This is a genomic window from Mesorhizobium sp. WSM4821 (assembly GCF_055901555.1).
In genome coordinates this window covers 4,628,918-4,643,765 of record NZ_CM148371.1, presented here as the reverse complement: position 1 = coordinate 4,643,765, position 14,848 = coordinate 4,628,918, and the positions used below count along the sequence as shown (strand labels likewise).

Sequence of the window (14,848 nt, the reverse complement as noted above, 5' to 3'; positions counted from 1 at the left end):
CGCGTAACAGGACCCCGTGATCGGCCACTTGGATCCTTACGGCATCAGGCGAGGCTCTTGAACCAATTTCCGGAATGATGCACACCGCGCCGGCATGACCGAGACGATGCCAGCAGACCCCCATTCGCCAGGTGCTTATCCGCCAGGTGCTTATCCGCCAGGCGCTTACCCGCTTGATCATCTTGTGCTGCCGGCCGCGAGCCTCGATGTGGCGCGGGCGCGGCTCAATTCGCTTGGCTTTGTCGTGGCACCGGCCGGCATTCATCCTTTCGGGACGGAAAATTGCTGCGTCTTCCTTGAAGACGGCACCTATCTCGAGCCGCTGGCGGTGGGCAACGCGCAGGCGGCGGCGAGAGCGATCGCGGACGGCAACGTCTTCGTCGCGCGCGATCGTACCTACCGCGGCAAGCGTGGCAGTGAGGGTTTTTCCGCCTTGGCGCTGTGTACCGGGAACGCGGAAGCCGATCACGCGCGCTATGTCGAAGCCGGCCTGTCGGCCGGAGACATGGTGAGCTTTTCGCGCGCCTTCACCGACGCGGCGGGAAAGAGCGACACGGCATCGTTCAAACTGGCCTTTGCCTCCGGCGCTGGGGCGACGGACGCATTCCTGTTCGCCTGCGAGCGGATCAATGCACCAAAAGTGGACCGCGCGGCGTTGCAAATCCACGCCAATGGCGCGACCGGCATCATCGAAGTCGTGGCGGTCAGCGACGAGCCCTCCGAACAGCGCCGACTGATTTCAATCGCGGCGCGCAGTCCCGCCGCCGGGCAGGGGAGCAGCATCGCGTTTCGCCTGTTGAACGCAACCTTGATGCTGCTTGACCCCGTCGCTTTCGAAAAGCGCTTCGGCATGGCTGCCGGTGCGCCGTCGGAACTCTGCTTCGCGGCGATAGTCTTTTCGGTTCGCCGCGCAGACGCCGTTGCAAAGCTGCTTGCAGCCCGTTCCGTCGAACACGACATACGCGGCAATGATATTGTCGTGCGGCCGGCATCCGGGCAGGGTGCGGCCTTCATTTTCCGGGAGATCGCATGAGCAAGCCCAATTCCTCCGTCACTGTCGGCAACGTCGTCTTCGGCAACACCGCGCCGCTGTCGCTGATTGCCGGCCCGTGCCAGCTCGAATCGTGCCAGCACGCCTTCGACATGGCTGGCGCGCTGAAGGAATTGACTGAGAAGCTGGGCTTGGGTCTCGTCTACAAGACCAGCTACGACAAGGCCAACCGCACCTCGCTTGGCGGCACGCGCGGCGCCGGGCTCGATGCGGCGCTGCCCGTGTTCGACGATCTTCGCAAGGCGTTTTCGCTGCCGATTCTGACCGATGTCCATACCGAGGAACAGTGCGCGGTCGTGGCGCCGCATGTCGATATCCTGCAGATTCCGGCTTTCCTCAGCCGCCAGACCGATCTGCTGATCGCGGCGGCACGAACCGGCAAGGTCGTCAATGTGAAGAAGGGCCAGTTCCTCGCACCGTGGGACATGAAGAACGTCGTCGCCAAGATCACCGGTTCCGGCAACGCCAATGTGCTGGTCACCGAGCGCGGCGCATCCTTCGGCTACAACACGCTGGTATCCGATATGCGCGCTCTGCCGATCATGGCCGAAATCGGCGCGCCGGTGATTTTCGACGCTACGCATTCGGTGCAGCAGCCGGGCGGGCAGGGCGGTTCCACGGGTGGCGATCGGCGCTTCGTCGAGACGCTGGCGCGCGCCGCGGTGGCGGTCGGTGTCGCCGGCGTTTTCATCGAGACGCATCAGGATCCCGACAACGCACCCTCCGACGGCCCCAACATGGTGCCGCTGAAGGATCTTCCGCCATTGCTGGAAAGGCTGATGGCGTTCGACCGCGTCGCCAAGGGCTGAACATACCCCCAGGCCAGGTCGGCGTCGAAAAGTCTGGAACCTTCATCCGCGCCTCTCATTGTCAATGCATGGCGTCAACGACAACGGAGAAGCACACCATGACGACCCAGACAGGACACACTGAAGCCATCGCTGCCTCGCGTGTCATCGGCACATCCGTCTATAACACTGAAGGCACGCACATCGGCGACATCGAGGATGTCATGCTCGACAAGACGTCGAACGGAATCATGTTTGCCGTCATCGGCTTTGGCGGATTTCTCGGCATCGGCGAAAAGTATCACGCCATTCCGTGGGCGAGCCTCGACTATGACGAGAACATGGGCGGCTACGTCGTGCCGTTCACCAAGGAGCAACTGAAGGCTGCTCCCGCCTATTCGATCAACGAATTGACGGGCGCCGACGGTGAAGCGGCACGAGACGCCTCATACAGCTACTACAAGGTTGAGCCCTACTGGCATTGACCTTGATCCGCTGGAATCAAAAAGCCCCCGCCTGAGGCGGGGGCCTTTGTGCGGGATATCTACTCCGCCTGAAGGGTCGACAACTCTACCGTGCCTTGTTGAGGCTGCTGAGTGTCACACGACGTCAGGAATGCCGCCGCGATCAGGAACAAACTCACGATACCGCTTAACTGGGACATGGCGAAACTCCTCCTGTTTCGCCCCGCGCGGCTGCAAGCATAAACCAGAAACCCGCATCCCGCCATGACTTATGATGACGTCAATTTGTGCTTCGTGAATCGGCAGGACGGAGGTGGCGGCAATATTTGCGGACGCCCCGATTGCGTTTTGCAGCACTTTGGCTAAGACGTGCGCGACGCTTCGTCAGATCAATCGGGGACATCGCAAATGACCGCCATCATCGACATTGTCGGGCGTGAAATCCTGGACAGCCGCGGAAATCCGACCGTCGAGGTCGACGTCGTGCTCGAAGACGGCTCGATGGGCCGCGCTGCGGTGCCCTCCGGCGCCTCGACCGGTGCCCATGAGGCGGTCGAACTGCGCGACGGCGGCGCCCGCTACCTCGGAAAGGGCGTCCTGCGGGCGGTGGAGGCCGTCAATGGCGAGTTGTTCGAGGCGATCGGCGGCATGGAAGCCGAGAACCAGATCCATATCGACCAGACCATGATCGAGCTCGACGGCACGCCCAACAAGAGCCGGCTCGGCGCAAACGCCATCCTCGGCGTGTCGCTGGCTGTTGCCAAGGCCGCGGCGGAAGCGGCAGGCCTGCCGCTCTACCGCTATGTCGGCGGCACCAAGGCGCATGTCCTTCCGGTGCCGATGATGAACATCATCAACGGTGGCGCCCATGCCGACAACCCGATCGACTTCCAGGAATTCATGATCCTGCCGATCGGTGCGCCGACGCTGCGCGACGGCGTGCGCTGGGGCTCGGAAATCTTCCATACGTTGAGGAAGCGGCTGAAGGACGCCGGCCACAACACCAATGTCGGCGACGAGGGCGGCTTCGCTCCTAACCTGAAAAGCGCGCCCGCCGCGCTCGATTTCATCATGGAATCGATCGAGCAGGCCGGCTTCAAACCGGGCGAAGAGGTTGCGCTCGGCCTCGATTGCGCCGCGACCGAATTCTTCAAGGACGACAACTACGTCTACGAAGGCGAGAGGAAGACCCGCGATCCGAAGGCCCAAGCCAAATATCTGGCCAAGCTCGCCGCCGACTATCCGATCATTACGATCGAGGATGGGTTGGCCGAAGACGATTGGGACGGCTGGAAAACGCTGACCGACCTCATCGGCAAGAAGACCCAGCTGGTCGGCGACGATCTGTTCGTCACCAACGCGGCGCGGCTGCGCGACGGCATCCGCATGGGCGTCGCCAATTCGATCCTGGTCAAGGTCAACCAGATCGGCTCGCTGACCGAAACGCTTGACGCCGTCGAGACCGCGCACAAGGCCGGTTACACCGCCGTCATGTCGCACCGCTCAGGCGAAACCGAAGATTCGACCATCGCCGATCTCGCCGTCGCCACCAATTGCGGGCAGATCAAGACAGGTTCGCTGTCGCGCTCGGATCGCATGGCCAAGTACAACCAGCTCATCCGCATCGAGGAAGAACTCGGCAAGCAGGCGCTCTACGCCGGCAAGTCAATCGTCAAAGGCTGATCCGAAAGATATATCCGGAAACATGATTGTCGTTCATTATGCTCGATAGAGTATAAGGACGACGTTCATGCTCAGGGCACTAGGTGTTTCCGTTGCTGCGCTGATGGCAGCTTGCGGATCTTGGCTGATCTACGCTGCGATCTAATGCTTCCAGTGCTTGGCGGAGCCGCCGCCTACACCCACCCCGCTGTTCATTTGTCAGGATGTCGGTGAGGACTGGGGATGGATCATGGTCGGACTGGGAACTGCATTGGTGCTGCCTATGGTCTGGATAGTCTTCCGGCACTTCCGATCGCACCGGCTCGAAAGATGACAAGTTGGGTGGGACGGCACGCCTCTACGCGCCACCCCATACCGCTGCTGCGGCCAACTCCATGATGCCGTCGCGGAGCAACCACTCTGGTTGCGCGACTCCACTTTAGTTGGGGGCTGGGGACATCCCCGCCCTTTTTGCTTCAAAACCGCCAAATCCGGTTGTTCGTAACCGTCCATTAAGCACAATCGAGCGAAAAAAGACGCTGGCCGTTTGAGTTCGCGGCTGCGAGGATTTGGACCCATGTGGACACGCCAGCACAAGCAGAGAAACACCGGTCGGCTGATCGTTCCTTCGCTCTGCGTAGCATTCCTGGCTTATTTCGGCTTTCACGCCTATCATGGCGAATTCGGCATCTATTCGAAATATCGATTGGAAGCCGAGACCGTCGATCTGCAAGGCAAGCTCGATGCCGTCAAGGCGCGCCGGACCGACCTGGAGCGGCGCGTTCAGCTCCTGCATCAGGGCACGCTGGAGAAAGACATGCTCGATGAGCAGGCGCGCAAGGCGCTCAACATGTCCCATGCCGATGAAATCACCATCATGTTACCGGCCACTGCAAGATAACTGTATTTCAGTTAATCGCCAATATTTTCAACGATTTTAATCGCTTAGATGCATGTCAGTCATGCATTTTCGGCATGGCGAAACGCCTTCCCTCGTGTTAGCCTCCTCCAAATCGGTGGGGAGAACTGATCTCCCTCAGTGTCCGCAAGAGACGCCAACAGGGAGTGATGCATGGCCACCGCCGCCAGAAAAGCGCCTGCCAAATCCAAATCCAGATCCGACGGCAAATCGGCGGGGCTTTCGGCTCCCAAGCCTGTCGACTTCACCAAGGACGAGGAGCTTGACGCCTACCGGCGCATGCTGCTTATCCGCCGCTTCGAGGAGAAGGCCGGCCAGCTTTACGGCATGGGCTTCATCGGCGGCTTCTGCCACCTCTATATCGGCCAGGAAGCGGTTGTCACCGGCATGAAGATGGCGCTGGTCGATGGCGACCAGATGATCACCGCCTACCGCGACCATGGTCATATGCTGGCGATGGAACTGTCGCCGCGCGGCGTCATGGCCGAGTTGACCGGGCGCCGCGGCGGCTTGTCGAGGGGTAAGGGCGGCTCCATGCACATGTTCTCCAAGGAGAAGCATTTCTACGGCGGCCACGGCATTGTCGGCGCGCAGGTTTCGCTCGGCACCGGCCTTGCCTTCGCCAACCGCTACCGTGACAACAACAATGTGACGCTGACCTATTTCGGCGACGGCGCCGCCAATCAGGGGCAGGTCTATGAGAGCTTCAACATGGCCTCGCTGTGGAAGCTGCCTGTGATCTACATCATCGAGAACAACCGCTACGCCATGGGCACCTCGGTTTCACGGTCGTCGGCCGAAACGGATTTTTCGCACCGCGGCGCCTCCTTCAAGATCCCGGGCATTCAGGTCGACGGCATGGATGTCCGCGCGGTCAAGGCCGCCGGCGATCTCGCAACCGAATGGTGCCGCGCAGGCAAGGGCCCGCTGATCCTCGAAATGCAGACCTACCGCTATCGCGGGCACTCGATGTCCGATCCGGCAAAGTACCGCTCCAAGGAGGAAGTGCAGAAGATGCGCTCCGAGCGAGACCCGATCGAGCAGGTCAAGGCGCGGCTGCTCGACAAGAAGTGGGCGGATGAGGACGAGCTCAAGACCATCGACAAGGAGGTTCGCGACATCGTCGCAGACGCCGCCGAATTTGCCCAGAACGACGCGGAGCCGGATCCGTCCGAGCTCTGGACCGACATCGTACTGTAACGAGAGGGCAAGGACATGCCGATCGAAATTCTCATGCCCGCTCTCTCGCCGACGATGGAAGAGGGCAATGTTTCCAAATGGTTGAAAAACGAGGGTGACAAGGTCGCCGCCGGTGACGTCATCGCCGAAATCGAAACCGACAAGGCGACGATGGAAGTTGAAGCCGTCGACGAAGGCACGCTCGCCAAGATCGTGGTCCCTGCCGGCACCGAAGGTGTCAAGGTCAACGCGGTGATCGCCGTGCTCGCGGTCGATGGCGAGGACATTGACAAGGCAGGCGAGGGCATCGGCGAAGAACCGGTCAAGGCTGAAACGGCGACCACAGAGCCTGCCAAGGCTGAAGCGGCTGCGCCGGCCAAGAGCGAGGCGGCAGCATCTGTTGCCGCCGCCCCGCGGACTGAAATCGCCGCCGATCCGGACATCCCGGCCGGTACGGAAATGGTCTCGACCACGGTGCGCGAAGCGCTGCGCGATGCGATGGCCGAGGAGATGCGCCGCGATGGCGAGGTCTTCGTCATGGGCGAGGAGGTCGCCGAGTACCAGGGCGCCTACAAGATCACGCAAGGGCTGCTGCAGGAATTCGGGCCGCGTCGCGTCGTCGACACGCCGATCACCGAACACGGTTTTGCCGGCGTCGGCGTCGGCGCGGCGATGGCTGGCCTGAAGCCGATCGTCGAGTTCATGACCTTCAACTTCGCCATGCAGGCGATCGACCAGATCATCAACTCCGCCGCCAAGACGCTCTACATGTCCGGCGGCCAGATGGGCGCGCCCATCGTCTTTCGCGGGCCGAACGGCGCTGCTGCCCGCGTGGCCGCCCAGCATTCGCAGTGCTATGCCGCGTGGTACAGCCACATTCCCGGCCTGAAAGTGGTGATGCCCTACACCGCCGCCGACGCCAAGGGACTGCTGAAGGCCGCGATCCGCGACCCGAACCCGGTCATCTTCCTCGAGAACGAAATCCTCTACGGCCAGTCCTTCGACGTGCCGAAGATGGACGATTTCGTGCTGCCGATCGGCAAGGCGCGTATTCACAAGTCAGGCAAGGACGTGACGATCGTCTCCTTCGGCATCGGCATGACCTACGCGGTGAAGGCTGAAGCCGAATTGCGCGGCATGGGCATCGATGCCGAGATCATCGACCTTAGAACCATCCGTCCGCTCGATTTCGACACCATCATCGCCTCGGTCAGGAAGACCAATCGTCTGGTCGTGGTCGAGGAAGGTTTTCCGCAGAGCTCGGTCGGCGACCATATCGCCAACCAGGTGTCGCAGCGCGCCTTCGATTTCCTCGACGCGCCGGTCATCACCATTGCCGGCAAGGACGTGCCGATGCCCTATGCGGCGAACCTCGAAAAGCTGGCGCTGCCCAATGTCGGCGAGGTCGTCGAGGCGGTCAAAGCCGTCACATATCGCTGAGCAGGGCGGGAGGACAAAATGCCGATCAACATCACCATGCCGGCCCTGTCGCCCACGATGGAAGAGGGCAATCTTTCCAAGTGGCTGGTCAAGGAAGGCGACAAGGTTTCGCCGGGCGACGTGATCGCCGAGATCGAGACCGACAAGGCGACGATGGAAGTCGAAGCCGTCGACGAAGGCACGGTCGCCAAGCTGGTCGTTCCGGCCGGCACCGAAGGCGTCAAGGTCAACGCGCTGATTGCCGTGCTCGCGGCCGAAGGCGAGGATGCGGGAGCCGCCGCCAAGAGCGGTGACGGCGCTGCCTCGCCGGCAAAGGCCGAGGCTCCGAAAGCGGATGCTCCCAAAGCTGAGGCACCAAAGCCGGAAGCACCGAAGCAGGAACCTGCCGCCGCACCTGCGCCCAAGGTGGAAGCGGCTCCGGTCGCCAACGGCCATGCAAGCGGGGAACGCACCTTTGCCTCGCCGCTTGCCCGCCGCATCGCCCGGGAGGCCGGTGTCGATGTCTCGGCGGTGGCGGGCACCGGCCCGCATGGCCGGGTCGTCAAGGCCGATGTGGACGCGGCGATTTCCAGCGGCAGCGCCAAGGCGCCCGCTGCAAGAGCGGCGCCCGCCGGCGCTCCGGCGGCCGCACCAAAGGCGATGTCGGACGAGCAGGTGCTGAAACTGTTTGCCGAGGATTCTTACGAGCTCGTCCCGCATGACAACATGCGCAAGACCATCGCGCGCCGGCTGGTCGAGGCCACGACCACCATTCCGCATTTCTACCTGACGCTCGACTGCGAACTCGACGCGCTTCTGGCGCTGCGCACGCAGATCAATGCGGCTGCACCCATGAAGAAGACCGAAAAGGGCGAGGCGCCCGCCTACAAGCTGTCGGTCAACGACATGGTCATCAAGGCGATGGCGATGGCACTGATGGCGGTGCCCGATGCCAATGCGTCGTGGACCGAAAGCGCCATGGTCAAGCACAAGCATGCCGATGTCGGCGTCGCGGTATCGATCCCCGGCGGGCTAATCACGCCGATCATCCGGCGTGCCGACGAAAAGACGCTGTCGGTCATCTCCAACGAGATGAAGGATCTCGCCAGCCGTGCCCGCAGCCGCAAGCTGAAGCCGGAAGAGTATCAGGGCGGCACGACGGCCGTGTCCAATCTTGGCATGTTCGGCATCAAGGACTTTGCCGCCGTCATCAACCCGCCGCATGCGACGATCCTGGCCGTCGGCGCCGGCGAGGAGCGCGCGGTGGTCAAGAATGGCGAGATCAAGATCGCCACCATCATGTCGGTGACGCTGTCGACCGATCACCGCGCCGTCGACGGTGCACTCGGCGCCGAACTGCTCGTTGCCTTCAAGCGCATGATCGAAAACCCGATGGGCATGCTGGTCTAGAAAGGAAGAAGGCGGTGCGGAAATTCTTCACCAGCCTTTTTGACTTCATCCTTCCCGGCATCGTGGCGATCGTCGTTCGATGGCTGTTCGTGCGCTGGCAGGTAAGGCGTTCGCAGACAGGTTTTGGCAGGGGAGGCCAGGCGCATGAAAACAGTTCTTTGCTACGGCGATTCGCTGACCTGGGGCTATGATGCGGCAAGCCTGGATCGTCACCCGCTCAAGGACCGCTGGCCGAGCGTGCTGCAGGCAACGCTGGGCAATGGCGTGGAAGTGATTGCCGAAGGCCTGAACGGCCGCACCACAGCCTTCGACGACCACCTGGCCGGCGCTGACCGCAACGGCGCAAGAGTGCTGCCGACGGTCCTGATGACGCATGCGCCGATCGACCTGATCATCATCATGCTCGGCGCCAACGACATGAAGCCGTGGATCCACGGCAATCCGGTCGCAGCCAAGCAAGGCATCCAGCGCCTGATCGATATCGTGCGCGGTCACGACTACCCGTTCAATTGGCCGGCGCCGCAGATCCTGATCGTCGCGCCGCCCGCGGTCAGCCGCACCGAAAACGCCGAATTCAAGGAAATGTTCGCCGGCGGCGATGAAGCGTCGAAGCGGTTGGCGCCGCAATATTCCGCTCTGGCCGACGAGGCCGGCTGCGGCTTCTTCGATGCCGGCATAGTGGCTGAGACCACGCCGCTCGATGGTGTCCATCTCGACGCGGAGAGCACACGGAAAATCGGTCAGGCATTGGCGCCAATCGTGCGCGTCATGCTGGAACTCTAGGGAATCAGGGAGAAAATCCGTGGCTGAGAACTACGACGTCATCATCATCGGCTCCGGCCCCGGCGGCTATGTCACGGCGGTGCGTTCGGCCCAGCTGGGCTTCAAGACAGCGATCGTCGAGCGCGAGCATCTCGGCGGCATCTGCCTCAACTGGGGCTGCATCCCGACCAAGGCGCTGCTGCGTTCGGCCGAGATCATGCACTATTCGGATCATCTGAAGGACTACGGTTTGAAGATCGACGGCAAGGTCAGCGTCGACACCGCTGCCGTGGTCGACCGCTCGCGAAAGGTCTCGCTGCGGTTGAACGGCGGCGTTGCCTTCCTGATGAAGAAGAACAAGGTCGACGTCATCTGGGGCGAAGCCAGGCTCTCCAAGCCCGGTGAGGTTGTTGTTTCGAAATCCTCCAAGAAGCCGATGGAGCCGCAGCCGCCCGCGCCCAAGGGCGCCAAGGGCGAGGGCACCTACACCGCAAAACACATCATCCTGGCGACCGGCGCCAGACCGCGTGCGTTGCCCGGCATCGAGCCCGACGGCAAGCTGATCTGGACCTATTTCGAGGCGATGGTGCCGAAGGAGATGCCGAGATCGCTGCTGGTGATGGGTTCGGGCGCGATCGGCATCGAGTTCGCTTCGTTCTACCGAACTATGGGCGCGGAGGTGACGGTGGTCGAGTTGTTGCCGGCGGTCATGCCGGTCGAGGATGCCGAGGTCTCGAAATTCGCGCAAAAGCAGTTCGAGAAGCAAGGCATGAAGATCATCCTCGAATCCAAGGTGACCAAGGTCGAGAAGGGCGCCAACTCGGTTACCGCGCATGTCGAGATGAAGGACGGCAAGGTCGAGAAGATCACCGCCGACCGGATGATCTCGGCAGTCGGCGTGCAAGGCAACATCGAGAATCTCGGTCTCGAGGCGCTCGGCGTGAAGACCGAGCGCGGCTGCGTCGTCGTCGACGGCTACGGCAAGACCAATGTGCCCGGTATCTATGCCATCGGCGATGTCGCCGGCCCACCCATGCTTGCCCACAAGGCCGAGCATGAGGGCGTGGTGTGCGTGGAAAAGATCGCCAATTTCCCCGGCGTGCACGCCACCGACAAGCTGAAGATTCCGGGCTGCACCTATTGCAACCCGCAGGTCGCCTCCGTCGGGCTGACCGAAGCGAAAGCAAAAGCCGAGGGCAAGGACATCCGCGTCGGCCGCTTCCAGTTCGCCGCCAACGGCAAGGCCATCGCGCTCGGCGAGGACCAGGGTTTCGTCAAGACCATATTCGACAAGAAGACCGGCCAGTTGCTCGGCGCGCATATGGTCGGCGCCGAGGTGACCGAACTGATCCAGGGCTTTGTCGTGGCGATGAACCTGGAGACCACCGAGGAAGAGCTGATGCACACGATCTTCCCGCATCCGACGCTGTCGGAGATGATGAAGGAAAGCGTCCTCGACGCTTATGGCCGTGCGCTGAACGCATGATAGGCTTTTCGCGCGAGACTCACACGCAAGACAAGAATCGCACGCAATATCTTGGGGAACTCAACGGCAAGGTAACTCGTTTCCGGATGCATTCATCATACGAGGAGAGGGCATATGGACGTGAACGGCGTGGGCTGGATAGCAGCCATCATCATCGGCGGTCTGGCGGGGTGGCTCGCCGAGATGGTCATGAAGAGCAACACCGGCATCTTGATGAACATCATCCTTGGCATCGTCGGCGCCATCGTGCTGAATGCCATCCTGCAGGCGCTCAACATCGGTGTCTTCGGCGTCGGCTGGGTCGCCTATCTGATCACCGGCTTCATCGGAGCCTGCCTGCTGATCTGGGTAGGACGCCTGGTGCGCCGTTAACCCTTGTAGGCATTTGCCATGCGAAAAAGCCTGTGGCGGCATGCGCCGCCTCGGCCTTTTTCTTTGCGCCGAAAAGTCCTAGATGACTTGTGAAAAGCGAACGCCGCAAAGGCGATCGCGAATGAACCGGGTTTCAGATGGTCACTGTTCTCGACACGATCGCCAATGCGCCGCGCCTGCGGCATCCCGAAAAGGCGCACAAGCCTGACCAGGACGTGCTGCGCAAGCCGGACTGGATCCGCGTCAAGGCGCCGGTGTCGAAGGGCTATGCAGAGACGCGCGAGATCGTGAAGTCGCACAAGCTGGTGACGGTGTGCGAAGAGGCCGGTTGCCCCAATATCGGCGAGTGCTGGGACAAGAAGCACGCCACCTTCATGATCATGGGTGAGATTTGCACGCGCGCCTGCGCCTTCTGCAACGTGGCTACCGGTATACCGACCGCGCTCGATCCCGATGAGCCGGCCCGTGTGGCGCATGCGGTCAAGCAGATGGGCCTGACCCATGTCGTCATCACCTCCGTCGACCGCGACGATCTCGCCGATGGTGGGGCTCAGCACTTTGCCGACGTCATTCGCGCCATAAGGATGGCGACACCCTCGACGACGATCGAAATCCTGACGCCCGACTTCCTGCGCAAGGAAGGCGCGCTGGAGATCGTGGTGGCGGCCAAGCCCGACGTTTTCAATCACAATCTGGAGACGGTGCCGTCGAACTATCTCACGGTCCGGCCCGGTGCCCGCTATTTCCATTCGATCAGGCTCTTGCAGCGGGTCAAGGAACTCGATCCGTCGATCTTCACCAAATCCGGCATCATGGTTGGCCTGGGCGAGGAGCGGAACGAAATCCTGCAGTTGATGGACGATTTGCGTTCGGCCAATGTCGACTTCATGACCATCGGCCAGTATCTGCAGCCATCGAAAAAGCACCATCCGGTGATCCGCTTCGTGACGCCAGAGGAATTCAAGTCCTTCGAGACGATCGGCAAGACCAAGGGCTTCCTGCTGGTGGCGTCGAGCCCGCTGACGCGCTCGTCGCATCACGCCGGCGACGATTTCGCAAGGCTGCGCGCGGCGCGAGAAGCGGTCCTCAGGAAATCTGCCTAACAATCTGGTTTCATGCCACAATTCGAAGCCCATCGCCGCGTCGCGCATACGCCGGAACAGATGTTCGCTCTGGTCGCCGATGTCGAATCATATCCGCAATTCCTTCCGCTTTGCGAAGCCCTGACGGTTCGTTCGCGCAAGGAACGCGACGGACGCACCCTGCTCGTCGCCGACATGAGCATTGGCTACAAGGCGATCCGCGAGACTTTCACCACGCAGGTGTTTTTGAAGCCTGACGAGAACGCCATCGACGTCAAATACATCGACGGACCGTTTAAATATCTGAGCAATGTCTGGCGCTTCGAGCCGGCCGACGGCGGTTGCAACGTCTGCTTCTTCATCGATTACGAATTCAAGAGCCGCATTCTGGGCGCGGTGATGGGAACGATGTTCGATCGCGCCTTCCGCATGTTCTCCGAGGCGTTCGAGAAGCGCGCCGACGTCATCTACGGGGCGGCGCCGGCGGCCTGATCCGCAGCGAGTGCGCGCAGGCCCAGTTCGAGCGCATGCCTGACCGTCTCACGGCGGATGAAATCGCGGCCCTTGTCGGCGAACAACTGGCATTCGCTGACGACCGGCCGGCCAGTCAAGGCGACACCAAACCAGACTAGGCCGACGGGTTTTTCCGCCGAGCCGCCGCTCGGGCCGGCAACGCCGGTGACTGCAAGGGTGAGTCCGGCACGCGAACGTTTCAAGGCGCCTTGCGCCATCTCGATCGCCGTTTCCCGCGAGACCGCGCCGTGCGCCTCAAGCGCTGCAGCGGAAACGCCGAGCATCTCCATCTTGGCCTCGTTGGAATAAGTGATGAAACCCCGGTCGACCACAGTGGAAGAGCCAGCGATGTCGGTGAGGGCGGCGATGATCATGCCGCCGGTGCAGCTCTCGGCCGTCGCCAGCATGATGCCGCGCTCCTGGCAGGCTTGAAGCAGGGCACCTGCGAGAGCGCTTTTGCTCATTCGGGGACATCCCCTGGAAACACGACACTGGCGGTCGCGATGGCCGCTATGCCTTCCTCTCGGCCGACGAAGCCAAGCTTCTCATTTGTTGTCGCCTTGATCGAGACACGGTCCCGGGAAATTCCCAGCACCGCCGAAAGGGATTTGGTCATCGCCTCGCGATACGGGCCGACGCGTGGCGCCTCGCAGATCAGCGTGATGTCGGCATTGGCGATGCGCCCGCCGCGCGCGCGCACCAGCTTGGCCGCATGCTCGACGAAGATCCGCGAGGCCACGCCTTTCCACTGCGCATCCGACGGCGGGAAATGCGTTCCGATGTCACCGGCGCCGCAGGTAGCGAGCAGCGCGTCGGTCAGTGCGTGCAGGCCGACATCCGCGTCCGAATGGCCGGACAGTTTCTTGTCGTGCGGGATGGAGACGCCGCACAAGGTCACATGATCGCCGGGCTCGAAGCCGTGGACGTCGTAGCCATTGCCGGTGCGAATATCTGGAAAACGCGGTCGCTCACCGGAAAGCCGCTGATCCGCCATCGAAATATCCCTTGCCCAGGTCAGCTTGACATTGTCCGGCGAGCCCGGAACGATTTTCACCGGAATATGCGCCCATTCGGCAATCGCTGCATCGTCGGTGAAGTCCGCCTTGCCCAGATGGTGGGCCTTTTCATGGGCGGCCAGGATCGGCCAGAACGGAAAACCTTGCGGCGTCTGGGCGGCATGAAGCCCGCTTCTGGAAACCGTCTCGCCGATTATGCCGGCGGCCGACTCGCGTTTCAGCGTATCGGCGACGGGGAGCGCTGGCAGCGCTCCCTGGCGTTCGCCGATGGCGGCAATCGTACGGTCTATCAAGTTCGCGTCGACGAACGGACGAACGGCATCATGGATCAGAACCTGTCCAGGCGCATGGCCTCTCAGCGCAAGCAGGCCGAGCCGAACGGAGTCCTGCCTGGACGCGCCACCGGTCACGGTGACGACTCGGTCTGCGTTGCCTCCGGCTGCGCTGCGAAAGAGAGCGTCGTCGTCGGCATGTATGGCAACGACGACAGGCCCGATTCTCGGATGCGCCAAAAACCTGTCCAGTGTGCGCGCGATGACGGAACGGCCACCGATCCTTTGGTATTGCTTCGGCCCGTCGGCCTTTCCGGCGCGCGCGCCGCGTCCGGCGGCGACGATAACCACGGCAACCATGTCCGCAGTCAAGGCTTGCTTTTCGCTTGCATCTTTTGTCATGCCGAGACGCTTAGCGCATGATCCCGAAAAGTGGAATCGCTTTTCGGAAGA

At 62.0% G+C, this 14,848-nt stretch carries 15 protein-coding genes; 13 read left to right on the top strand and 2 right to left on the bottom strand.

The features are described 5' to 3' along the window. The first annotated feature begins 106 nt into the window (after positions 1-106). From AC0NID_RS22515 to AC0NID_RS22455, 13 genes are all read left to right on the top strand, one after another. Entirely contained in the window at positions 107-1,033 is a 927-nt protein-coding gene (locus AC0NID_RS22515; protein WP_473456223.1) for a VOC family protein, read from the top strand. Continuing rightward, positions 1,030-1,860, top strand: a complete 831-nt coding sequence (gene kdsA, locus AC0NID_RS22510; protein ID WP_473456224.1) for a 3-deoxy-8-phosphooctulonate synthase — start codon at positions 1,030-1,032, stop codon at positions 1,858-1,860. The genes AC0NID_RS22515 and kdsA overlap by 4 nt, the downstream gene beginning before the upstream one ends. A gap of 98 nt (positions 1,861-1,958) precedes the next feature. Beyond that, positions 1,959-2,324: a PRC-barrel domain-containing protein gene (locus tag AC0NID_RS22505; RefSeq protein ID WP_473456225.1), complete on the top strand. Its 366-nt coding sequence runs from the start codon at positions 1,959-1,961 to the stop codon at positions 2,322-2,324. Between the two features lie 387 nt (positions 2,325-2,711). Next, positions 2,712-3,986, top strand: coding sequence for a phosphopyruvate hydratase (eno, locus tag AC0NID_RS22500; protein ID WP_473456226.1), 1,275 nt, complete (start codon positions 2,712-2,714; stop codon positions 3,984-3,986). Between the two features lie 556 nt (positions 3,987-4,542). Further along, on the top strand, positions 4,543-4,866 hold the full coding sequence (locus tag AC0NID_RS22495) for an FtsB family cell division protein (protein ID WP_473456227.1): 324 nt from the start codon (positions 4,543-4,545) through the stop codon (positions 4,864-4,866). A gap of 171 nt (positions 4,867-5,037) precedes the next feature. After that, positions 5,038-6,084 (top strand): pyruvate dehydrogenase (acetyl-transferring) E1 component subunit alpha, encoded by a 1,047-nt coding sequence (gene pdhA, locus AC0NID_RS22490; RefSeq protein WP_473456228.1) that lies wholly within the window; start codon positions 5,038-5,040, stop codon positions 6,082-6,084. Positions 6,085-6,099: 15 nt separating this feature from the next. After that, positions 6,100-7,503 (top strand): pyruvate dehydrogenase complex E1 component subunit beta, encoded by a 1,404-nt coding sequence (locus tag AC0NID_RS22485; RefSeq protein ID WP_473456229.1) that lies wholly within the window; start codon positions 6,100-6,102, stop codon positions 7,501-7,503. Positions 7,504-7,521: 18 nt separating this feature from the next. Continuing rightward, positions 7,522-8,892 (top strand): pyruvate dehydrogenase complex dihydrolipoamide acetyltransferase, encoded by a 1,371-nt coding sequence (locus AC0NID_RS22480; protein ID WP_473456230.1) that lies wholly within the window; start codon positions 7,522-7,524, stop codon positions 8,890-8,892. Between the two features lie 144 nt (positions 8,893-9,036). Beyond that, on the top strand, positions 9,037-9,675 hold the full coding sequence (locus AC0NID_RS22475) for an SGNH/GDSL hydrolase family protein (RefSeq protein ID WP_473456231.1): 639 nt from the start codon (positions 9,037-9,039) through the stop codon (positions 9,673-9,675). Positions 9,676-9,694: 19 nt separating this feature from the next. After that, complete coding sequence (gene lpdA, locus AC0NID_RS22470; protein ID WP_473456232.1) at positions 9,695-11,140, top strand: dihydrolipoyl dehydrogenase; 1,446 nt, start codon at positions 9,695-9,697, stop codon at positions 11,138-11,140. Between the two features lie 114 nt (positions 11,141-11,254). Continuing rightward, positions 11,255-11,512: a GlsB/YeaQ/YmgE family stress response membrane protein gene (locus tag AC0NID_RS22465; protein ID WP_473456233.1), complete on the top strand. Its 258-nt coding sequence runs from the start codon at positions 11,255-11,257 to the stop codon at positions 11,510-11,512. 137 nt (positions 11,513-11,649) lie between these two features. Then, positions 11,650-12,615, top strand: a complete 966-nt coding sequence (gene lipA, locus AC0NID_RS22460; RefSeq protein WP_473456234.1) for a lipoyl synthase — start codon at positions 11,650-11,652, stop codon at positions 12,613-12,615. Positions 12,616-12,627: 12 nt separating this feature from the next. After that, positions 12,628-13,086: a type II toxin-antitoxin system RatA family toxin gene (locus AC0NID_RS22455; RefSeq protein WP_473456235.1), complete on the top strand. Its 459-nt coding sequence runs from the start codon at positions 12,628-12,630 to the stop codon at positions 13,084-13,086. On the opposite strand, the gene AC0NID_RS22450 is transcribed toward AC0NID_RS22455, so the two are convergent. Both AC0NID_RS22450 and AC0NID_RS22445 read right to left on the bottom strand, forming a co-directional pair. After that, positions 13,062-13,571 carry a CinA family protein gene (locus tag AC0NID_RS22450; RefSeq protein WP_473456236.1) on the bottom strand — a complete coding sequence of 170 codons (510 nt, stop codon included), beginning with the start codon at positions 13,569-13,571 and terminating at the stop codon, positions 13,062-13,064. The two genes, AC0NID_RS22455 and AC0NID_RS22450, sit on opposite strands and share 25 nt — an antisense overlap. Next, the gene (locus AC0NID_RS22445; protein WP_473456237.1) at positions 13,568-14,797 is read right to left on the bottom strand and encodes a bifunctional 2-C-methyl-D-erythritol 4-phosphate cytidylyltransferase/2-C-methyl-D-erythritol 2,4-cyclodiphosphate synthase; all 1,230 of its coding nucleotides are present in this window, start codon (positions 14,795-14,797) and stop codon (positions 13,568-13,570) included. The genes AC0NID_RS22450 and AC0NID_RS22445 overlap by 4 nt, the downstream gene beginning before the upstream one ends. Positions 14,798-14,848: the final 51 nt, after the last annotated feature.